Genomic DNA, 20,102 nt, shown 5'->3' with positions numbered 1-20,102 from the left:
TCAAATAAATGGGGACAGAGTCAGCGCTGATTTGCCGCGGCTTGCGATTAATTAGGGACAGAGTCGATTTCTATTGTAGAATCGCCTGCTCAACATTTGAGCAGACGCCATGGCACGCCAACCACGACTCATCGTTCCCGAGCAACCGCACCACGTCATCCAACGCGGCAATAACCGCCAGGTGATCTTTCGCGAGGAGGCCGACTACCAGCGCTTCCTGGTGTGGCTCAAGGAAGGCGCCAAGTTCTACGATGTGGCGATTCACTCTTATGTCCTGATGCCGAACCACCTGCACTTGCTGGCCACGCCCAGCGACGCCACCGGCCTGGCGCTGATGATGCAGAAGGTGGGCCGGCTCTACGTTCCCTGGTTCAATCACAAGTACGAGCGCAGCGGCGGCCTGTTCGAAGGGCGTTTCCGCACCTCGCTAATCGATTCGGACCGCTATTTCATGACCTGCAGCCGCTACATTGAGCTCAATCCGGTGCGCGCACAGCTCTCGGTGGCGCCGGATGACTATCCCTGGTCCAGCTACGCCCACCATGCAGGCATTCGCACCGACACCCTAGTCGCCGATCATCCGCTGTTCTGGGCGCTGGGCAACACGCCATTCCAGCGCGAGGCGGCCTATATCGACATGGTCCGGCAAGGCCTCAGCACGGAAGAGGTCGATTTCATCACGATCGCGATCCTCAAGAACCAGCCGCTCGGCTCGCTCAGCTTCAAGACCGAACTGGAGCAAAAAACGCAACGTCAGATCCTGCCAGCCAAGCGCGGACGCCCCTTCAATCCGCCATTACCCCCGCTTTCAGCAGCCTGAAGCGCGCAATTCCCGACACAACGGCACGGTTATTCGCGCCGTTTTTTTTGCCAAAAATTCCAATAACATCAACGACTTAGCACCGAATCAACTGATTTCGAACAGCTTCAATTGACTCTGTCCCCAATTAATCGCCAAGACAAAAAGTTGTCAAACAATTCGACTCTGACCCTAATTATTCTGGTTGACGGGGCATTTTGCAGTGCACTATTCTCGGCGTTCGACCCCCGAAAAGTAGTGGAGAATGCCTCATGATTGCCCAAGGTTTGTATGACCCAGCCAATGAACACGATGCCTGCGGGGTCGGATTCATCGCCCATATCAAGGGCAACAAGAGTCATTCGATTATTGAACAGGGTCTGCAGATCCTGAAGAATCTCGACCACCGGGGCGCTGTGGGCGCCGATGCGCTGATGGGCGACGGGGCCGGCATCCTGATCCAGATCCCGGACCAGTATTTCCGCGACGAGATGGCCAAGCAGGGCGTCGAACTGCCCCCGCCAGGCGAATACGGCGTCGGCATGGTGTTCCTGCCGAAAGAGCACGCCTCGCGCATCGCCTGCGAACAGGAAATCGAACGCGCCGTGCGCATCGAAGGCCAGGTCGTGCTGGGCTGGCGCAATGTGCCGGTCGACGAGACCATGCCGATGTCGCCTTTCGTGCGCGCCAAGGAACCAGTGATCCGCCAGATCTTCATCGGCCGCGGCCCGGACATCATGGTCACCGATGCGCTCGAACGTAAGCTCTACGTGATCCGCAAATCGTCCGGCCACGCGATCCAGGCCCTCAAACTCCTGCACGGCAAGGAATTCTTCGTGCCGTCGATGTCGGCGCGCACCATCGTCTATAAAGGCCTGCTGCTGGCCGACCAGGTCGGCGTCTACTACAAGGACTTGCAAGACCCGCGCTGCATCTCGGCCCTGTCCCTGGTCCACCAGCGCTTCTCGACCAATACCTTCCCCGAGTGGCCGCTGGCCCACCCGTACCGCATGATCGCCCACAACGGCGAGATCAATACCGTCAAGGGCAACTTCAACTGGACCCGCGCGCGCGAAGGCATGCTCAAGTCGGCCGTGCTGGGCGAAGACCTGAACAAGCTGTTCCCGCTGATTTACGAAGGCCAGTCCGACACTGCCTGCTTCGACAACGCGCTCGAACTGCTGGTGATGGCCGGCTATCCGGTGGCCCAGGCGATGATGATGATGATCCCGGAAGCCTGGGAAAACCACACCGCGATGGACGACAACCGCCGCGCCTTCTACGAATACCACGCGGCGATGATGGAACCATGGGACGGCCCGGCCGCCATGGCCTTCACCGACGGCCGCCACATCGGCGGCACCCTGGACCGCAACGGCCTGCGTCCAGCGCGCTACGTCATCACCGAGGACGACCTGGTCGTGATGGCCTCCGAATCGGGCGTGCTGCCGATCCCCGAATCGCGCATCGTCAAGAAGTGGCGCCTCCAGCCGGGCAAGATGTTCCTGATCGACCTCGAAGCCGGCCGCATCATCGACGACAAGGAACTGAAAGACAGCTTCGCCAACGCCAAGCCCTATAAGGCCTGGATCAAGTCGGTGCGCATCAAGCTCAATGAAATCAAGCTGTCCGAATCGCAGCTGGCCGCGGGCCGTGGCAAGGATGCGCAGGGCGAAAAGCAGGCCCTGACCCTGCTCGACCGCCAGCAAGCCTTCGGCTACACGCAAGAAGACCTGAAATTCCTGATGGCGCCGATGGCCGTGCTGGGCGAGGAAGCCACGGGCTCGATGGGCAACGATTCGCCGCTGGCCGTCACCTCCAATAAACTGAAGCCGCTGTATAACTACTTCAAGCAGCTGTTCGCGCAAGTGACCAACCCGCCGATCGACCCGATCCGCGAAAGCATGGTGATGTCGCTGGTGTCCTTCATCGGCCCCAAGCCGAACATCCTCGACACCAATAACGTCAACCCGCCGATGCGCCTCGAAGTGGCGCAGCCGATCCTCGGCTTCGACGATATGGCGCGCCTGCGCGCCATCGGCCAGCACACCGGCAGCAAGTTCAAGGCCTATGAGCTGAACATCTGCTATCCGGTCGCCTGGGGCAAGGAAGGCATCGAAGCCTCGCTCGCCTCGCTGTGCGCCGAGGCGGTCGACGCCGTCAAGTCGGGCCACAACATCCTGATCGTGTCGGATCGCCGCCTGTCGCCCGACCTGGTCGCCATCCCCGCGCTGCTGGCCACCTCCAGCGTCCACCAGCACCTGGTGGCGAAGGGCTTGCGCGCTTCCACCGGCCTGGTGATCGAGACCGGCTCGGCGCGCGAGACCCACCACTTCGCCCTGCTGGCGGGCTACGGCGCCGAAGCGGTCCACCCCTACCTGGCGCTGGAAACCCTGGCCGAACTGGCCCACAGCCTGCCGCACGAGATGTCGGCGGAGACCGCGAGCTACAACTACATCAAGGCGATCGGCAAGGGCCTGCTCAAGGTGATGTCGAAGATGGGCATCTCCACCTATATGTCCTATTGCGGCGCCCAGATCTTCGAGGCCGTGGGCCTGAACAAGTCGCTGGTTGACAAATACTTCAAGGGCACCTCGTCGAACGTGGAAGGCATTGGCCTCTTTGAAGTGGCCGAGGAAGCGCTGCGCCTGCACGCCCTGGCCTTCGGCGACGACCCGGTGCTGGCCAATGCACTGGACGTCGGCGGCGAATATGCGTTCCGCGTGCGCGGCGAAGACCACCTGTGGACGCCGGACGCCATCGCCAAGCTGCAGCACTCGACCCGTTCCAACAACTTCTCGACCTATAAAGAGTACGCCCAGCTGATCAACGACCAGACGCGCCGTCACCTGACCCTGCGCGGCCTGTTCGAGTTCAGGATCGACCGCGACAAGGCGATCCCGATCGAGGAAGTCGAACCGGCGAAAGACATCGTCAAGCGCTTCGCCACCGGCGCGATGTCGCTCGGCTCGATCAGCACCGAAGCCCACGCCACGCTGGCGATCGCGATGAACCGCATCGGCGGCAAGAGCAATACCGGCGAAGGCGGCGAGGATCCAGCGCGCTACATGAACGAATTCAAGGGCATCGCCATCAAGAAGGGCGAGACCCTGGCTTCGCGCCTGGGCGCCGACCGCGTGATGGTCGACATCCCGCTGGAAGACGGCGATTCGCTGCGCTCGAAGATCAAGCAGGTGGCCTCGGGCCGCTTCGGCGTCACGGCCGAATACCTGAACGCGGCCGATCAAATCCAGATCAAGATGGCGCAGGGCGCCAAGCCGGGCGAGGGCGGCCAGCTGCCGGGCCATAAGGTGTCCGAGTACATCGCGAGCCTGCGCTTCTCGGTGCCGGGTGTCGGCCTGATCTCGCCGCCGCCGCACCACGACATCTATTCGATCGAAGATCTGGCCCAGCTGATCCACGACCTGAAAAACGCCAACCCGCGCGCCTCGATCTCGGTCAAGCTGGTATCGGAAGTCGGCATCGGCACCGTCGCCGCCGGCGTCTCGAAGGCCAAGGCCGACCACGTGGTGGTGGCCGGCCATGACGGCGGCACCGGCGCCTCGCCGCTGTCTTCGGTCAAGCACGCCGGCACGCCGTGGGAGCTGGGCCTGGCCGAGACCCAGCAGACGCTGGTGCTCAACGGCCTGCGCAGCCGCATCCGCGTGCAAGCGGACGGCCAGATGCGCACCGGCCGCGACGTCGTCATCGCCGCCATGCTGGGCGCCGACGAAGTGGGTTTTGCTACCGCGCCGCTGGTGGTCGAAGGCTGCATCATGATGCGCAAATGCCACCTGAATACCTGCCCGGTGGGCGTGGCCACGCAGGATCCGGTATTGCGCGCCAAGTTCCAGGGCAAACCCGAGCACGTGGTGAACTACTTCTTCTTCGTCGCCGAAGAAGCGCGCCAGATCATGGCCCAGCTGGGCATCCGTACCTATGACGAATTGATCGGCCGCGCCGACCTTCTGGACAAATCGAAGGCGATCGGGCACTGGAAGGCGCAGGGCCTGGACTTCTCGAATATCTTCTACCAGCCGCAGGTCGACTGTCGCAGCGCCCTGTATCACACGGGCGAACAGGATCACGGCCTCGATAAGGCACTGGACCACAAGCTGATCGCGCAAGCCAAGGCCGCACTGGAGAAGGGCGAGCGCGTCTCGTTCATCTCGCCGGTGAAGAACCTGAACCGCACAGTCGGCGCCATGCTGTCGGGCGAAGTCGCCAAGCGCTACGGCCATGCTGGCCTGCCGGACGACACCATCCACATCCAGCTGCAGGGCACCGCGGGCCAGTCGGCGGCGGCCTTCCTGGCTGGCGGCATCACGATCGACCTGGTCGGCGAGGGCAACGACTACGTCGGCAAGGGCCTGTCGGGCGGCCGCATCATCGTGCGTCCGAACACCGAGTTCCGCGGCTGGGCGGTGGACAACATCATCGTCGGCAATACCGTCATGTATGGCGCGATCTCGGGCGAAGCCTTCTTCAACGGCGTGGCCGGCGAGCGCTTCGCGGTGCGTAACTCGGGCGCCATCGCGGTGGTCGAGGGCTGCGGCGACCACGGTTGCGAATACATGACCGGCGGTACCGTCGTGGTGCTGGGCGAGACCGGACGCAACTTCGCGGCCGGCATGTCGGGCGGCGTGGCCTTCGTCTACGATCCGAAAGGCGAATTCGCGGGCCGCTGCAATACCACGATGGTCAACCTGGAGCCGGTGCTGTCGGCCAAGGAGCAGTGTGACCCGGCGGCCTGGCACAGCCAGACCCGCAATGGCGAGCGCGAATGCGACGAAGTCATCCTGCGCCGCCTGATCGAACGTCACTTCAAGCACACCGGCAGCACGCGCGCGCGCAACCTGCTGGATGACTGGGCCAATAGCCGCGGCAAGTTCGTCAAGGTGTTCCCGACCGACTACAAGCGCGCCCTCGAGGAGATGCACAACTCGAGCATGGAAGAAGCGAACGACAAGATTGAGTTGGCGGCCTGAGACCGCGGAACTTGGGTCCCCGCCGGCCTCCCGGCAAGGGCGGGGATGACCGTGGTGTCGATCACCGCAGCGAACAGATTAAGGAATAAACGTGGGCAAAATCACCGGCTTCATGGAATTCGCACGGCAGGAAGAGGAATACCTCGACCCGCCCGTCCGTCTCAAGAACTACAAGGAATTCGTCGTCACCCTGACCGATGGCCAGGCCAAGGTACAGGGCGCGCGCTGCATGGATTGCGGCATCCCCTTCTGCAACACGGGCTGCCCGGTCAACAATATGATCCCGGACTGGAACGACCTGGTCTTCCATGGCAACTACCGCCATGCGCTGGACAATCTCCACTCCACCAATAACTTCCCCGAGTTCACCGGCCGCATCTGCCCGGCGCCGTGCGAATCGGCCTGTACCCTGGGCATCAACAACGACCCGGTCGGCATCAAGTCGATCGAGCGCAAGATCATCGACACCGGCTGGGAACATGGCTGGGTGGTGCCGCAGCCGCCGAGCGTCAAGACTGGCAAGAAGGTCGCCATCGTCGGCTCCGGTCCTGCCGGCCTGGCCGCGGCCCAGCAGCTGGCGCGCGCCGGCCACGACGTGACGGTGTTCGAGAAGAGCGACCGCATCGGCGGCCTGCTGCGCTACGGGATCCCCGACTTCAAGATGGAGAAGGGCCTGATCGACCGCCGGGTGGAGCAGATGCAGGCCGAAGGCGTGACCTTCCGCACGGGTGTCCTGATCGGCAAGGACTTCCCGGCCACGGTCAGCAATATGGCGCGCGAGACCATCTTCCCGGAAGACCTGGAAAAAGACTTCGACGCCGTGATCCTGGCCGGCGGCGCCGAGCAGCCGCGCGACCTGCCGGTGCCGGGCCGCCAACTGAAGGGCGTGCACTACGCGATGGACTTCCTGCCGCAGCAGAACCGGGTCAACGCCGGCGACAAGGTAAAAGACCAGATCAAGGCCACCGGCAAGCACGTGGTGGTGATCGGCGGCGGCGATACGGGCTCGGACTGCGTCGGCACCTCGAACCGCCACGGCGCCTTGTCCGTGACCCAGTTCGAACTGATGCCGCAGCCGCCGGAACAGGAAAACAAGCCGCTGGTCTGGCCTTACTGGCCGACCCGCCTGCGCACTTCGTCCTCGCACGAGGAAGGCTGCGAGCGTGACTGGGCGGTGGCGACCAAGCGCCTGGAAGGCAAGGGCGGCAAGGTCGAGAAGCTGATCGCCTGCCGCGTCGAATGGAAGGACGGCAAGATGGCGGAAGTGCCGGACAGCGAATTCGAACTCAAGGCCGACCTGGTGTTCCTGGCGATGGGCTTCGTCTCGCCGGTGCAGCAGGTGCTGGACGCCTTCGGCGTGCAGAAGGACCCGCGCGGCAACGTGCGCGCCGCCACCGAGGGCGACAACGCCTACCAGACTTCGAACCCGAAGCTGTTCGCAGCCGGCGACATGCGCCGCGGCCAGTCGCTGGTGGTGTGGGCGATCCGCGAAGGCCGCCAGTGCGCGCGTTCGGTCGATGAGTTCCTGATGGGCGTCTCGAGCCTGCCGCGCTGATCACGCAAAGAGACCCTAGGTGCGGCCGCGCAAGGCGGCCGCCACCGCCTTCGCTCACGCATCGATCTGCGCCTCGTCGAAGGCGGCGAAGCCCATCACCAGCGACGGCGCCAGGCGCGCCTGCGCGCAATAGCGCTCCAGTGGAAACGCCGTGAGGCCGGCCGCGTTCAAGCGCTGCCAGGCTTCACGTTCTTCATGCGCCAGCAGCCGCGTCACCACGTCCAGCCCCGCGGTGACCGGCGGCACCGCGATCAATCCCTCCCAATGCGCGTGCGCCGCTGCTTCGAAGGCCGCAGCGCGGCCGGCGTACACGCGCCGCATGCGCCGCACGTGGCGGTCGAAGTGGCCATCGTCGATGAAATCGGCCAGCACCGCCTGCGACAGGGCGTTGGCATTGCGCGCGGCCAGCGAGGCGGCGCGGGTGAACGGGTCGACCAGTTGCCAGGGCAGGGCGACGAAGGCCAGCCGGATCGCCGGGAACAGCAGCTTGCTGAAGGTGCCGGCCAGGACCACGTGCGACTCGGCCCCTTCCATGCTGCGCAGCGCCGGCACCGGCTTGGCGGCGAAGCGGTATTCGCTGTCGTAGTCGTCCTCGAACACGATGGCGCCGCGCTCGCGCGCCCACTGCAATAGCGCCAGCCGGCGTTCCGGCGACAGCGCCATGCCCAGCGGCGCCTGGCGCGCCGGCGTCACATAGGCCAGGCGCGCATCCGGCGCCGCCGCCAATGCCTCGTGCACCCGCATGCCGTCCTCGTCGAGTGCGACGTCGACCACCCGCGCGCCGTGCGCATGCATGGCCTGGCGCGCGCCGGGATAGCCGGGATCTTCCATCCATACCGCTTCGCCGGGCGCCACCAGCAGCCGCAGGCAGATGTCGAGCGCCTGCTGCACGCTGCCCAGGATCACGATCTGGTCGGGCGAGACCGCCACCCCGCGCGCCAGGTCCAGGTGGCGCGCGATCGCGGCGCGCAGCGGCGCCAGGCCGGCGGCCTCGTTCTCGGACAGGATCGCCAGTTTCGACGCGCGCAGGTGTCGCCCGTGCAGGCGCCGCCACAAGTCGATGGGAAAGCCGCGCACGTCGCAGCGGTGTGGATGGAAGGCAGGCGGCAGGCCGCTGCCGGGGCGCAGCGGGAAGGCAGGGGGCTGGTCGCCGACGTTGCGCAGCCAGGGGCCGCCGGGCTGCAAGCGTGACGGTTCTTCCAGCACGCGCACCGGGGCCGGCCCGGCCTGCAGGCTGGCGTCCGGCAGCACCCGGCTGACCCGGGTGCCGCTGCCGCGCAGCGCCTGCAGATAACCCTCGGACAGCAGCTGGTCGTAGGCCAGCTGCACGGTGCCGCGCGCCATCGCGTATTGCTGCGCCAGCGCGCGCGTGCCGGGCAGCAGGGCGCCTTCCCCGAGACGGCCATCGAGAATGGCCTGGCGCAGGCTGCGGTACAGCCAGCGCTGCAGCGTCTCGCCGGGCGCCGGTGCGCCGAGCGCCAGCGCGCGGCGGCTCGATCGTGTGGTGGGTGCCTCTGTCATGGGAAGTGGATCAATCGTTTGTGAGAGGACTGGCTCAATACATCAGTCCAGTCTACCCCCAGAATCCATGCATCGACAACCCACCCCCAAGGAGACCACCATGATCCAGAACGTCATCATCGCCGGCAACGGCTTCGCCGGCCTGTGGGCCGCCATCGCCGCCGCGCGCGCCGCCCACGTGGCCGGCAAGTCGGACGAGCTGGCCATCACCGTGGTGTCGCCAGTCGCCGAGCTGCACATCCGTCCGCGCCTGTACGAGGCCTCGCTGGACAATATGGCGCCCGAACTGGGCCCGCTGTTCACCGCCGTCGGCGTGCGCCACGTGGCCGGCCGCATCGAGAAGATCGATACCCAGGCGCGCCAGGTCGCGGTGGCGCTCAACGACGGCAGCCACACCACCTTGCCCTACGACCGCTTCGTGCTGGCCACCGGCAGCCAGGTGGTCACGCCGAACGTGCCGGGCCTGGCCGAGTATGGCTTCAACGTCGACCAGCTGCAACAGGCCGAAAGGCTGGAGCGCCACCTGCAAGGCCTGGCCGCGAGGCCGCAAAGCGAGGCGCGCGACACGGTGGTGGTGGTCGGCGCCGGCTTCACCGGCCTCGAGACCGCCACCGAGATGCCGGAGCGCCTGCGCGCCATCCTGGGCCAGGACGCCAAGGTGCGGGTGCTGATGCTGGAACACGCGCCGGTGGTCGGCCCGGAACTGGGCGCCGGCCCGCGTCCGGTGATCGAGGAAGCGCTGCGCGAAGTCGGCGTCGAGGCCATCACCTCGGCCGGCGTGGCCGCGATCGGCGCCGGCGGCGTGGTCACCTCGGACGGCCGCAGCTTCCCCGCCGCCACCGTGATCTGGACCGCCGGCATGCGCGCCAATCCGCTGGCCGAGCAGCTGGGCGGAGAGGTCGACCGCTTCGGCCGCGTGCATGCCGATCCCTACCTGCGGGCGCCGGGCGCGGACGGCGTCTACGTCACCGGCGACGTGGCGCGCGCCGCCACCGACGACGAAGGCAATGTGGCCGCGATGTCGTGCCAGCACGCGCTGAGCTTGGGCCGGGTGGCCGGCTACAACGCGGTGGCCGAACTGGTGGGATTGCCGCTGCACGCCTACAGCCAGCCGAAGTACGTGACCTGCCTGGATCTGGGCCCGTGGGGCGCCTTGTATACGGAGGGCTGGGATCGCCAGGTGAAACTGACCCGCGAGGAAGGCAAGGCGCTCAAGCGCACCATCAACACCCAGTGGATCTATCCGCCGGCCCCGGACCGCGACGCCGCCTTCGCCCTGGCGCGTCCCGACCACGTCATCGTTCCCTGAAGGAGAGCACCATGACCGGCATCGACCTGTCCCGTCGCGGCGCCATCCCGACCTCGACCACCCTGCAGGCACACTGGTTCGCCGCGCCGCTGGCAGCCAGCGTCTATCCCTGGTTGCTGGCCCTGTACCATGCCGCGGCCAAGGAGGTCGAGCGCGGCGCCGGCCCCGCAGCCTGGATCGGCGCCGGCCTGGCCCTGGCGGCGGCGCTGGCGATGCCGGCGATCGCCTTCGGCGCCGCGCTGCGCCTGGGCCGCATCCTCGAACCCAGCGCGGCCGAACTGGCGGCGCGCCGCACGGCGCTGCTGGCGGTGGCGGTGCCGCCGCTGTTCACCTTCGTGGGCGTGGGCGCGCTGCTGCTCGGCCGCCCCACGTGGGACATCGGCTTTCTGCTGGCGCTGTGGGCCGCGCTGGCGCTGCGCATCGCGACCGCCGGCCGCACCCCGCAGCGCCAGGTGGCCGAGGGCGCGATCGGCAACTGGCGCAAGGCCCATGGCGTCGCCGCCGTGCTGGCGATCCTGTTCCTGGCCTTCCACTTCAGTAACCACCTGGTGGGCTTGGTGGGGCCGGACGCCCACATGGCGGTGATGAAGATGCTGCGCGTCGTGTACCGCTCGCCCGTGATCGAGCCGCTCCTGATCGGCGTGTTCGCCTTCATGATCGTGACCGGCGCGCGCCTGGCCTGGCGCTGGAGCGCGCGGCCGATGGACGCGGCGCGCACCTTCCAGGTGGCCGGCGGCGTGTTCCTGGTGTGGGCCGTGATCAGCCACGTCAACGCGGTGCTGTACCTGGCGCGCGTGCACTTCGGGATCGACACCGACTGGGGGTTCGCGGTCGGCGCCCCGGTCGGCATGCTGCTCGACCCCTGGAGCATCCGCCTGCTGCCCTATTACTTGGGCGCGGTATTCTTCGTGGTGGCGCACGCCTTCTGCGGCCTGCGCATCGTGATGCTGGCGCACCATGCGCCGCGCGCCAGCGCCGACCGCGTGCTGGTGGGCGGCACCGTGTTCGCCGCGCTGCTGGCCACCACCATCATCCTCGCGATGTGCGGCCTGCGCCTGCACTTCGCCTGACGCTTTTATCCTGACCCGGAGCACACATGAACATCCTGCACATCAGCGCCAGCCCGCGCGGCCCGCAAGCGGCCAGCCGCGAACTGTCCAACCACGTCGTCGAACGCCTGCTGGCGCGCCATCCCGGCGCCACGGTCACGGTGCGCGAACTGGCCGGCGTGGACGACGAACCGGCGCTGCCCCACATCGACGCCGGCTATGCACTGGCCCTGTCCAGCGCCGCCAACGAGCCGGGCGTCGACGGCGCGCAACTGCGCTCCGACGGCCTGATCGAGGAACTGGTGCGCGCCGACATCGTCGTGATCGGCACCCCGATGCATAACCTCACCGTGCCCTCGACCCTGAAATCCTGGATCGACCACGTGGTGCGCATCAACCGCACCATGCGCCCGACGCCCGAAGGGAAGGTGGGCAACCTGCACGACCGCCCGGTGTACCTGGCGCTGGCCAGCGGGGGCATCCGCACCGGCGAGCGGGCGCGCCAGCCGGACTTCCTCGAACCCTATCTGCGCGCCATCCTGGCCATGATCGGCCTGAAGGACGTGACGGTGTTTTCGGCCGAAGGGCTGGCGCTGGGCGCGGAGCGGGCGGCCGAGGGACGCGCGCGCGCCTGGGCCGAGATGGAACGCCATTTCGGCAGCTGATTGGGGTGTATCTTGCGTTGACAAAATAGCGACAGAGTATTGCATATTCTGTCACTTGCTATTTCGTCACATCGGCCCCAGATTATGGTGCGGCGCAAAAAACGTGGCTTACCCGGCCAGTAATTAAGAGGAGCTTAAACCGGCTCCTTCGGCCGTTTTTGGATGCAGCTTATTGATACAATTCAATAATACCAATATTGTGAAACATACATATATCAACAAAAACAATGGCTTATGAGCTGAATTAGCTGACTCATTAGTTATTAGTGTTGTAATAGTACGTCGCCGCCTGGGGGTAAAATCGGGTCCCCCAAGCAGGTAAATAGCTTTCTGCACTACAATACCGGATTCCCCAAACATTAATTATGCTGTGTCGAACCTAGTCGAAATCCGCGATCTGCATTTTGCTTACGGTGAGCGTTCCATCCTGTCGAATCTCCGTATGGACTTCCCACGTGGCAAGCTTATTGCCGTCATGGGCGGGTCGGGTTGCGGCAAGACCACGGTGCTGCGCCTGATCGGCGGGCAGATCCGTCCCCAGCGCGGCGAAGTCCGCATCGGCGGTGAAGTCGTGCACCAGCTCGATACCGAAGGCCTGTACCGCCTGCGCCGCCGCATGGGCATGCTGTTCCAGTTCGGCGCCTTGTTTACTGACCTGTCGGTATTCGACAATGTCGCCTTCCCGCTGCGCGAGCACACCGACCTGCCCGAAGAACTCATCCGCGACCTGGTCCTGATGAAGCTCAACGCCGTCGGCCTGCGCAATGCGCACCGCCTGAAACCGGCCGAGATCTCGGGCGGCATGGCGCGCCGCGTGGCCGTGGCGCGCGCGGTGGCGCTGGACCCTGAACTGATCATGTACGACGAGCCGTTCGCCGGCCTCGATCCGATCTCGATGGGCGTGACCGCCAACCTGATCCGCAACCTCAACGACGCGCTGGGCTCGACCTCGATCCTCGTGTCGCACGACGTGCACGAGTGCTTCGCGATCGCCGACTACGTGTACTTCATGTCCGCCGGCAAGATCGTGGCCGAGGGCACGCCGGACGACCTGCGCGTTTCGGAAGACCCCTACGTGAAACAATTCGTCAATGCCGCCCCGGATGGTCCGGTGCCGTTCCACTATCCCGGCAAGTCGCTGGCCGACGACCTGGGCCTGGGAGCGCGCAAATGATCGCCCGCGTCCTCGGCCTGGTCGGCTGCACCGTGCGCGAAGGCTTCGCCGGCCTCGGCTTTGCAGTGCGCTCTTTCTTTAGTGTCTTGAAGGTATCGCCGGGCGCGTTCCGCCGCCCCGGATTGATTTCTGAGCAGATCCATTTTATTGGCAACTACTCGCTGGTGATCATCGCCGTGTCCGGCCTGTTCGTCGGCATGGTGCTGGGCCTGCAAGGTTACTACACGCTGAACCAGTATGGCGCCGAGCAGATGCTGGGCCAGGTGGTGGCGCTGGCGCTGGTACGCGAACTGGGCCCGGTCGTGACCGCGCTGCTGTTCGCCGGCCGCGCCGGTACCTCGCTGACCGCCCAGATCGGCCTGATGAAGGCCGGTGAACAGCTGTCGGCCATGGAAATGATGGCCATCAACCCGGTGCAGCGCGTGCTGGCGCCGCGTTTCTGGGCCGGCGTGATCGCCATGCCGGTCCTGGCCACCGTGTTTTCGGCGGTGGGCGTACTCGGTGGCTACATCGTCGGCGTGAAACTGATCGGCGTGGATGAGGGTTCGTTCTGGGCCCAGATGCAGGCCGGCGTCGATGTGCGAGCTGACGTACTGAACGGCGTCATCAAAAGCTTTATATTTGGCATCGCAGTGACCTTTACCGCCCTGTTCCAGGGCTACCAGGCCCAGCCGACGCCAGAAGACGTGTCGCGCGCAACGACGCGCACGGTCGTGATTGCATCGCTGTTGGTCTGGGGGCTGAATTTCGTCATGACGGCCCTGATGTTCAATAAATAAGTTTAATAAACGGTTAAAACGGTTACTGTAGGGTATTCAAAATGCATCGCAAAACTATCGACGTCTGGGTCGGCCTGTTCGTTCTGCTGGGCCTGGCCGCGCTGCTGTTCCTGGCTTTCCAGGCAGGAAACATGAGGTCTCTGTCGTTCGGCCAGACGTATTCGGTCACGGGCCGTTTCGACAATATCGGCGGGCTCAAGCCGCAGGCGCCGGTCAAGAGCGCCGGCGTGGTGGTCGGTCGCGTGGGTGAGATCACCTTCGACGACAAGAGCTTCCAGGCATCGGTGCGCCTCGATATGGAGTCTGAATATAAATTCCCTAAAGACAGCTCGCTGAAGATTTTGACAGCTGGCTTGTTGGGTGAACAATACATCGGCATCGAAGCCGGTGGCGATGAACAAAACCTGGCGGAGGGCGATCGCATCAATCGCACCCAGTCGGCGACGGTCCTGGAAGACTTGATTAATCAATTTATCTACAGCAAGGCTGCAGAAGGAAAGGAAGGTAGTGAATGAACTACGCCGTCACGCTCTCGCACTTGCGCCTCGGCGCCGCCGCCGCCGCCATCCTGGTCCTGACCGGATGTGCTTCCACCGCGAATAATCCCCAGGATCCGCTGGAAGGCTATAACCGCGCCATGTTCACCTTCAACGATGCGGTCGACCGCACCGTCCTGAAACCGGTGGCCACCGGCTACAAGAACGTCGTGCCGGGCTTTGCCCAGACCGGCGTTGGCAATTTCTTCGGCAACCTGTCGGATGCCTGGAGCTCGGTCAACAACCTGCTGCAGGGTAAGCCCGAGCAGGCCGGCACCGATTTTGGCCGCGTTGCACTGAACTCGACCTTCGGCATCTTCGGCCTGCTCGACATCGCTTCCGAAGCGGGCATGCAGAAGAGCGATGAAGATTTCGGCCAGACCCTGGGCAAATGGGGCGTGCCAAGCGGCCCCTACTTGATTTTGCCGCTGCTGGGCCCATCTACCGTACGTGATACTGCAGCGTTGCCGGCCGATATCGGCGGTGACATCTGGAAGTACAAGGAGCCGGCCAACTGGCGCAATATCGGCGCCGGCATCCGCGTGATCGATACGCGCGCCAGCCTGCTCGATGCGTCCGGCCTGCTCGAAGACGCCGCCCTCGACCGTTACGAGTTCCTGCGCGACGGCTACCTGCAGCGCCGCCAGAGCCAGGTGTACGACGGCGACGTGCCGCGCCAGCCTGTCGACGAGCAGTAACAACAAGATCAACCGTGCGTGCGGCTGTCGCCGCCGCCAACCGAAAGGAAACCTATGAAGCCATTCATGCACCTGGTCGCCGCCGCCGCCACCGTGGCCTTCTCCACCGTCCTGGTCGCCGCTCCGGTGGCCGCCGCCGAGGCGCCGGACGCGCTGGTCAAGCGCATCAGCAATGAAGTGATCGACAGCGTCAAGGCCGACAAGGACATCCAGTCCGGCAACCGCAGCAAGATCATGGGCCTGGTCAACGAAAAAATCCTGCCTTATGTCGACGCCGAGAAGATGACCCAGCAGGCGGCCGGCCGCCACTGGCGCACGGCCACCCCGGAACAGAAGCAGAAGCTGACCAAGGAATTCCGCGACCTGCTGGTGTACACCTACGCCGGCGCGCTGTCGACCATCAAGAACGAGACCGTCGAGTTCAAGCCGATGCGCGGCGCGCCGACCGACACCGATGTCGAAGTGCGCTCGCAGGTGAACGTCGCCCGCGGCGAACCGATCACCCTGAACTACCGCCTGAGCAACGAAAAGGGCAGCTGGAAGATCTATGACGTGAACGTGCTGGGCGCCTGGCTGGTCCAGACCTACACCAGCACCTTCAATAGCGAGATCAGCAAGAACGGCGTCGATGGCCTGATCAAGCGCCTGGCCGACCGCAACGCCCAGCTGGCCTCCAAGCCGCTGGCCGCGCCGGCGAAGTGATCCGTCAACATGGCTGAATCCAACCCGATGCTGTCGATCGACGCCCTGACCTTCCTGACCGCCCACCAGGCGCTGGAGCAGGGCGAGGCGGCGATCCGCGCCGGCGAGACCGTGTTCGATCTCGGCGGCGTGCAGGCGGCCGATTCGTCCGGCGTGGCCCTGCTGCTGGCCTGGCAGCGCCGCGCGCTGGACGCCGGCCACAGGCTCACCTTCGTGAACGTGCCGGACAATGTGCAAAAGCTGGCGGCCCTGTATGGGGTCGATACGCTGCTGCCGCAAGCCTGAAGACCGGCGGCCGATTGGCCGCCGTTTGCATTCCCCCTCCCTCTGGCGTACCCCGCGCAATTCTCCCCTCTGCCCGCTTGACATGGCAATTTCACCTATAATGGACCGTTTCTCCGCACGGTCCTTCGGTGCGCTTACCACTTTGCGCGCCGCGCCATCCAACAAGCATGACAGCAATCCAGATTGACAGCGTCGAGAAGAGCTATAAAGGCTTCAAGGCCCTGAAGGGCGTCTCCTTGGACATCGAGGAAGGCGAATTCTTCGGCCTGCTGGGCCCGAACGGCGCCGGCAAGACCACCCTGATTTCCACCATCGCGGGCCTGATCCGGCCCGATGCCGGCCACGTGCGCATCCACGGCCACGACGTCGTCACCGACTTCCGCGAAGCACGCAAGCGCCTGGGCGTGGTGCCGCAGGAGCTGGTGTTCGATCCCTTCTTCACGGTGCGCGAAACCTTGCGCCTGCAGTCGGGCTACTTCGGCATCCGCAACAACGATGGCTGGATCGACGAGGTGATGCACAACCTGGACCTGACCGACAAGGCCGACGTGAACATGCGCGCGCTGTCGGGCGGCATGAAGCGGCGCGTGCTGGTGGCGCAAGCCCTGGTGCACCGTCCGCCCGTGATCGTGCTCGACGAGCCGACCGCCGGCGTCGACGTCGAGCTGCGCCAGACCTTGTGGAAGTTCATCGCACGCCTGAACCGCGAGGGCGGCCACACCGTGGTGCTGACCACCCACTACCTCGAAGAAGCGCAAGCCATGTGCCAGCGCGTGGCCATGCTCCGGCGCGGCAATGTGGTGGCGCTCGACACCATGAGCGCGCTGCTGCGCCGCGTGTCGGGCTCGCAGCTGGTGGTGCACCTGAAATCGGGCGAACTGCCCGAAGGCCTGCGCCACCTGGTATCGCACGATGAGCATACGAACGGCAACAAGTACACGCTGCGCGTGAACGACTACAGCGAGGTCGAGCCGATCCTGGCGCGCCTGCGCGAGAACGGCGCCGTCATCGACGAGATGCAGCTGGAGCAGGCCGATCTCGAGGACATCTTCATCCAGATCATGGAGGAAGGTAAGTAATGTTTTCGATCGGTTTCCGTACCCTGTTCTACAAGGAGTCGCTGCGCTTCTGGAAGGTCGCGACCCAGACCGTGGCCGCGCCGGTGGTCACCGCCATGCTCTACCTGCTGATCTTCGGCCACGTGCTCGACGGCCGGGTCGAGATGCTCGACGGCGTCGCCTATACCTCGTTCCTGATCCCCGGCCTGGTGATGATGAGCGTGCTGCAGAACGCCTTCGCCAACTCGTCCTCGTCGCTGATCCAGTCCAAGATCAGCGGCAACCTGGTCTTCATCCTGTTGCCGCCGCTGTCGCACGCCGAAATCCTGTCCGCCTACGTGCTGGCTTCGGTGCTCCGCGGGCTGGTGGTCGGCGCCGGCGTGTTCATCGTCACCGCCTGGTTCGCCCACCTGGAGTTCGTGGCGCCCGTGTGGATCGTGGTGTTCGCCCTGCTGGGCGCGGCCATCCTCGGCACCATGGGCACGATCGCCGGCATCTGGGCCGAGAAGTTCGACCAGCTGGCGGCTTTCCAGAACTTTTTGATCATGCCGGCGACCTTCCTGGCCGGTGTGTTCTATTCCGTCCAAAAACTGCCGCCTTTCTGGCTGGCCGTCTCGCATTTCAACCCGTTCTTTTATATGATTGATGGGTTCCGCTATGGGTTCTTCGGCCAGTCCGACGTTTCGCCCTGGATCAGCCTGGCCGTCGTGACCGTGTTTTTCGCGGTGCTGACGGGCGTGGCGATCAATCTGCTCAAGCGCGGCTACAATCTGCGCCATTAATAGTACAAAGTTTAACTGGAGTTAACGTGGCGACCACACCCGAACTGATCCACGGCTATATCAGCGCCGGCCTCGAATGCACCCACCTCGACGTGAAGGGCGATGGCCATCACTTCGAGGCCGTGATCGTATCGCCTGCCTTCGCCGGCAAGCGCCCCATCCAGCGTCACCAGATCGTGTACGCGGCGCTGGGCGACCGCATGCGCGAGGAAATCCACGCGCTGTCGATGAAAACCCTGACCCCTGAAGAATTCAAAGGATAAGCATGGACAAGCTCCAGATCGTCGGCGGCAAACGCCTGCAAGGTCATATCTCGGTCTCCGGCGCCAAGAATGCGGCGCTGCCCATCCTGTGCGCGGGCCTCTTGACCGCCGGCGACCTGCATCTGTCGAACGTGCCGCGCCTGCACGACGTGCGCACCATGCTCAAGCTCCTGGAAAAGACCGGTCTCAAGGTCACCCAGGATGACGAGAAAGTGACCATGAACGGCAGCGCCATCGACACGCTCGAGGCGCCGTACGAGCTGGTGAAAACCATGCGCGCCTCGATCCTGGTGCTGGGCCCCCTGCTGGCGCGCTTCGGCGAAGCCAAGGTCTCGCTGCCGGGCGGCTGCGCGATCGGCTCGCGTCCGGTCGACCAGCACATCAAGGGCCTGCGCGCGATGGGCGCCGAGATCACGATCGAGGGCGGCTACATCTACGCGAAAGCCAAGAAGCTCAAGGGCGCGCGCATCCACACCGACATGATCACCGTGACCGGCACCGAGAACCTCTTGATGGCCGCCACCCTGGCCGAAGGCGAGACGGTGCTCGAGAACGCCGCGCGCGAACCGGAAGTGACCGACCTGGCCAACCTGTTGGTGGCCATGGGCGCGAAGATCGAGGGCATCGGTACCGATCGCCTGGTGATCCAGGGCGTGGCTGAACTGCACGGCGCGCAGCATGCCGTGATCTCGGACCGCATCGAGGCCGCTACTTTTCTCTGCGCAGTGGCGGCCACCGGCGGCGACATCGTGCTGACCAATACCCGCACCGACATCTTCGACGTCGCGCTCGAGAAGCTGCGCGAGATCGGCCTGCAGCTGACCGTGGGTGGCGACACCATCCGCGCGAAGATGGACGGCCGTCCGCGTCCGGTCTCGTTCCGCACCACCGAGTATCCGGGCTTCCCGACCGATATGCAGGCCCAGTTCATGGCCGTGAACACGATCGCCGACGGTCCGTCGAAGGTCACCGAGACGATCTTCGAGAACCGTTTCATGCACGTGCAAGAGATGAACCGCCTGGGCGCGCACATTTCGACCGAGGGCAATACCGCCTTCATCAAGGGCGTTGCGCGCCTGGTCGGCGCGCCGGTGATGGCGACCGACCTGCGCGCCTCGGCTTCGCTGGTGATCGCCGGCATGGCGGCCGAAGGCACGACCCTGATCGACCGCATCTACCACCTCGATCGCGGCTACGACCGGATGGAAGTGAAACTGTCGGCGGTCGGCGCTGACATCGTACGTATTAAGTAAACGAACATGACATTCAATGGCGTAAATGGCGAGCCCCAGCTGATCCTGGCGCTTTCCAAAGGCCGCATCTTCGAAGACACCCTGCCGCTGCTGTCGGCGGCCGGGATCGAGGTGCTGGAAAATCCCGAGACTTCGCGTAAACTCATCCTCTCGACCAACGACCCGGGCGTGCGGGTGCTGATCGTGCGCGCCTCCGACGTGCCGACCTATGTCCAGCATGGCGCGGCCGATTTCGGCGTGGCCGGCAAGGACGTGCTGCTCGAGCATGGCGGCGAAGGCTTGTACCAGCCGATCGACCTGCGCATCGCCCAGTGCCGCATGTCGGTCGCGGTCAATGCCGGCTTCGACTACGACAAGGCCGTGCGCCAGGGCGCGCGCCTGCGGGTGGCGACCAAGTTCGTCAACACCGCGCGCGAGCACTTCGCCAGCAAGGGCGTGCACGTCGACCTGATCAAGCTGTATGGCTCGATGGAGCTGGCCCCGCTGGTCGGCCTGTCGGATGCCATCGTCGACGTGGTCTCGACCGGCGGCACCCTGCGCGCCAACAACCTGGTCGAAGTCGAAAAGATCATGGACATCTCCTCGCGCCTGGTAGTGAACCAGGCCGCGCTCAAGCTCAAGCGCGAGCGCCTGCAACCGATTCTCGAGGCGTTCGAACGCGCCTCGCAACAACAAGGCTGAAGCAC

General features: G+C 64.9%; 18 protein-coding genes. 17 read left to right on the top strand and 1 reads right to left on the bottom strand.

The window, feature by feature from the left end:
* The first annotated feature begins 109 nt into the window (after window positions 1-109).
* The 3 genes from FVD38_RS03765 (at window position 110) to FVD38_RS03755 (ending at window position 7,342) form a co-directional block, all read left to right on the top strand.
* A complete protein-coding gene (locus tag FVD38_RS03765) occupies window positions 110-820 on the top strand; it encodes a transposase (RefSeq protein WP_147933582.1) in 711 nt (236 codons plus the stop codon).
* Window positions 821-1,071: 251 nt separating this feature from the next.
* On the top strand, window positions 1,072-5,787 hold the full coding sequence (locus FVD38_RS03760) for a glutamate synthase-related protein (protein WP_147933581.1): 4,716 nt from the start codon (window positions 1,072-1,074) through the stop codon (window positions 5,785-5,787).
* A gap of 91 nt (window positions 5,788-5,878) precedes the next feature.
* The gene (locus FVD38_RS03755; RefSeq protein WP_147933580.1) at window positions 5,879-7,342 is read left to right on the top strand and encodes a glutamate synthase subunit beta; all 1,464 of its coding nucleotides are present in this window, start codon (window positions 5,879-5,881) and stop codon (window positions 7,340-7,342) included.
* 54 nt (window positions 7,343-7,396) lie between these two features.
* On the opposite strand, the gene pdxR is transcribed toward FVD38_RS03755, so the two are convergent.
* On the bottom strand, window positions 7,397-8,863 hold the full coding sequence (gene pdxR, locus FVD38_RS03750; protein ID WP_147933579.1) for a MocR-like pyridoxine biosynthesis transcription factor PdxR: 1,467 nt from the start codon (window positions 8,861-8,863) through the stop codon (window positions 7,397-7,399).
* 100 nt (window positions 8,864-8,963) lie between these two features.
* Between pdxR and FVD38_RS03745 the strand changes: the two genes are divergently transcribed.
* From FVD38_RS03745 to hisG, 14 genes are all read left to right on the top strand, one after another.
* Window positions 8,964-10,172 (top strand): NAD(P)/FAD-dependent oxidoreductase, encoded by a 1,209-nt coding sequence (locus tag FVD38_RS03745; RefSeq protein ID WP_147933578.1) that lies wholly within the window; start codon window positions 8,964-8,966, stop codon window positions 10,170-10,172.
* An 11-nt stretch (window positions 10,173-10,183) separates the two neighbouring features.
* On the top strand, window positions 10,184-11,242 hold the full coding sequence (locus tag FVD38_RS03740; RefSeq protein ID WP_147933577.1) for a hypothetical protein: 1,059 nt from the start codon (window positions 10,184-10,186) through the stop codon (window positions 11,240-11,242).
* 26 nt (window positions 11,243-11,268) lie between these two features.
* Window positions 11,269-11,886 (top strand): FMN-dependent NADH-azoreductase, encoded by a 618-nt coding sequence (locus tag FVD38_RS03735; RefSeq protein WP_147933576.1) that lies wholly within the window; start codon window positions 11,269-11,271, stop codon window positions 11,884-11,886.
* Between the two features lie 370 nt (window positions 11,887-12,256).
* Window positions 12,257-13,060, top strand: a complete 804-nt coding sequence (locus tag FVD38_RS03730; RefSeq protein ID WP_147933575.1) for an ABC transporter ATP-binding protein — start codon at window positions 12,257-12,259, stop codon at window positions 13,058-13,060.
* Complete coding sequence (gene mlaE / locus FVD38_RS03725) at window positions 13,057-13,839, top strand: lipid asymmetry maintenance ABC transporter permease subunit MlaE (protein WP_123070207.1); 783 nt, start codon at window positions 13,057-13,059, stop codon at window positions 13,837-13,839. Before FVD38_RS03730 ends, mlaE begins: the two co-directional genes overlap by 4 nt.
* 41 nt (window positions 13,840-13,880) lie before the next feature.
* Window positions 13,881-14,354 carry an outer membrane lipid asymmetry maintenance protein MlaD gene (gene mlaD / locus FVD38_RS03720; RefSeq protein ID WP_123070208.1) on the top strand — a complete coding sequence of 158 codons (474 nt, stop codon included), beginning with the start codon at window positions 13,881-13,883 and terminating at the stop codon, window positions 14,352-14,354.
* Complete coding sequence (locus FVD38_RS03715; RefSeq protein WP_147933574.1) at window positions 14,351-15,073, top strand: MlaA family lipoprotein; 723 nt, start codon at window positions 14,351-14,353, stop codon at window positions 15,071-15,073. The genes mlaD and FVD38_RS03715 overlap by 4 nt, the downstream gene beginning before the upstream one ends.
* A 54-nt stretch (window positions 15,074-15,127) precedes the next feature.
* Window positions 15,128-15,775: an MlaC/ttg2D family ABC transporter substrate-binding protein gene (locus FVD38_RS03710; RefSeq protein WP_123070210.1), complete on the top strand. Its 648-nt coding sequence runs from the start codon at window positions 15,128-15,130 to the stop codon at window positions 15,773-15,775.
* Between the two features lie 9 nt (window positions 15,776-15,784).
* Window positions 15,785-16,060: an STAS domain-containing protein gene (locus tag FVD38_RS03705; protein ID WP_123070211.1), complete on the top strand. Its 276-nt coding sequence runs from the start codon at window positions 15,785-15,787 to the stop codon at window positions 16,058-16,060.
* Between the two features lie 167 nt (window positions 16,061-16,227).
* Window positions 16,228-17,139, top strand: a complete 912-nt coding sequence (locus FVD38_RS03700) for an ABC transporter ATP-binding protein (protein ID WP_147933573.1) — start codon at window positions 16,228-16,230, stop codon at window positions 17,137-17,139.
* Window positions 17,139-17,900: an ABC transporter permease gene (locus FVD38_RS03695; protein ID WP_109345838.1), complete on the top strand. Its 762-nt coding sequence runs from the start codon at window positions 17,139-17,141 to the stop codon at window positions 17,898-17,900. Before FVD38_RS03700 ends, FVD38_RS03695 begins: the two co-directional genes overlap by 1 nt.
* Before the next feature lie 26 nt (window positions 17,901-17,926).
* A complete protein-coding gene (locus FVD38_RS03690; protein WP_109345839.1) occupies window positions 17,927-18,163 on the top strand; it encodes a BolA family protein in 237 nt (78 codons plus the stop codon).
* Window positions 18,164-18,165: 2 nt separating this feature from the next.
* Window positions 18,166-19,416 carry a UDP-N-acetylglucosamine 1-carboxyvinyltransferase gene (gene murA, locus FVD38_RS03685; RefSeq protein ID WP_147933572.1) on the top strand — a complete coding sequence of 417 codons (1,251 nt, stop codon included), beginning with the start codon at window positions 18,166-18,168 and terminating at the stop codon, window positions 19,414-19,416.
* A 6-nt stretch (window positions 19,417-19,422) separates the two neighbouring features.
* Window positions 19,423-20,097, top strand: coding sequence for an ATP phosphoribosyltransferase (gene hisG / locus FVD38_RS03680; protein ID WP_147933571.1), 675 nt, complete (start codon window positions 19,423-19,425; stop codon window positions 20,095-20,097).
* Window positions 20,098-20,102 lie beyond the last annotated feature (5 nt).

This window comes from Massilia arenae (assembly GCF_008014745.1).
Lineage (GTDB): Bacteria > Pseudomonadota > Gammaproteobacteria > Burkholderiales > Burkholderiaceae_D > Telluria > Telluria arenae.
This window is presented reverse-complemented; position numbering and strand designations above follow the sequence as displayed.

What these genes read in the sequence shown, in the direction of transcription:
- FVD38_RS03765 (WP_147933582.1), top strand. Translation starts at nt 110, where the DNA reads ATGGCACGCCAACCACGACTCATCGTTCCCGAGCAACCGCACCACGTC.
- FVD38_RS03760 (WP_147933581.1), top strand. Translation starts at nt 1,072, where the DNA reads ATGATTGCCCAAGGTTTGTATGACCCAGCCAATGAACACGATGCCTGC.
- pdxR (WP_147933579.1), bottom strand. Translation starts at nt 8,863, where the DNA reads ATGACAGAGGCACCCACCACACGATCGAGCCGCCGCGCGCTGGCGCTC.
- FVD38_RS03745 (WP_147933578.1), top strand. Translation starts at nt 8,964, where the DNA reads ATGATCCAGAACGTCATCATCGCCGGCAACGGCTTCGCCGGCCTGTGG.
- FVD38_RS03740 (WP_147933577.1), top strand. Translation starts at nt 10,184, where the DNA reads ATGACCGGCATCGACCTGTCCCGTCGCGGCGCCATCCCGACCTCGACC.
- FVD38_RS03735 (WP_147933576.1), top strand. Translation starts at nt 11,269, where the DNA reads ATGAACATCCTGCACATCAGCGCCAGCCCGCGCGGCCCGCAAGCGGCC.
- mlaE (WP_123070207.1), top strand. Translation starts at nt 13,057, where the DNA reads ATGATCGCCCGCGTCCTCGGCCTGGTCGGCTGCACCGTGCGCGAAGGC.
- mlaD (WP_123070208.1), top strand. Translation starts at nt 13,881, where the DNA reads ATGCATCGCAAAACTATCGACGTCTGGGTCGGCCTGTTCGTTCTGCTG.
- FVD38_RS03715 (WP_147933574.1), top strand. Translation starts at nt 14,351, where the DNA reads ATGAACTACGCCGTCACGCTCTCGCACTTGCGCCTCGGCGCCGCCGCC.
- FVD38_RS03710 (WP_123070210.1), top strand. Translation starts at nt 15,128, where the DNA reads ATGAAGCCATTCATGCACCTGGTCGCCGCCGCCGCCACCGTGGCCTTC.
- FVD38_RS03705 (WP_123070211.1), top strand. Translation starts at nt 15,785, where the DNA reads ATGGCTGAATCCAACCCGATGCTGTCGATCGACGCCCTGACCTTCCTG.
- FVD38_RS03700 (WP_147933573.1), top strand. Translation starts at nt 16,228, where the DNA reads ATGACAGCAATCCAGATTGACAGCGTCGAGAAGAGCTATAAAGGCTTC.
- FVD38_RS03695 (WP_109345838.1), top strand. Translation starts at nt 17,139, where the DNA reads ATGTTTTCGATCGGTTTCCGTACCCTGTTCTACAAGGAGTCGCTGCGC.
- murA (WP_147933572.1), top strand. Translation starts at nt 18,166, where the DNA reads ATGGACAAGCTCCAGATCGTCGGCGGCAAACGCCTGCAAGGTCATATC.
- hisG (WP_147933571.1), top strand. Translation starts at nt 19,423, where the DNA reads ATGACATTCAATGGCGTAAATGGCGAGCCCCAGCTGATCCTGGCGCTT.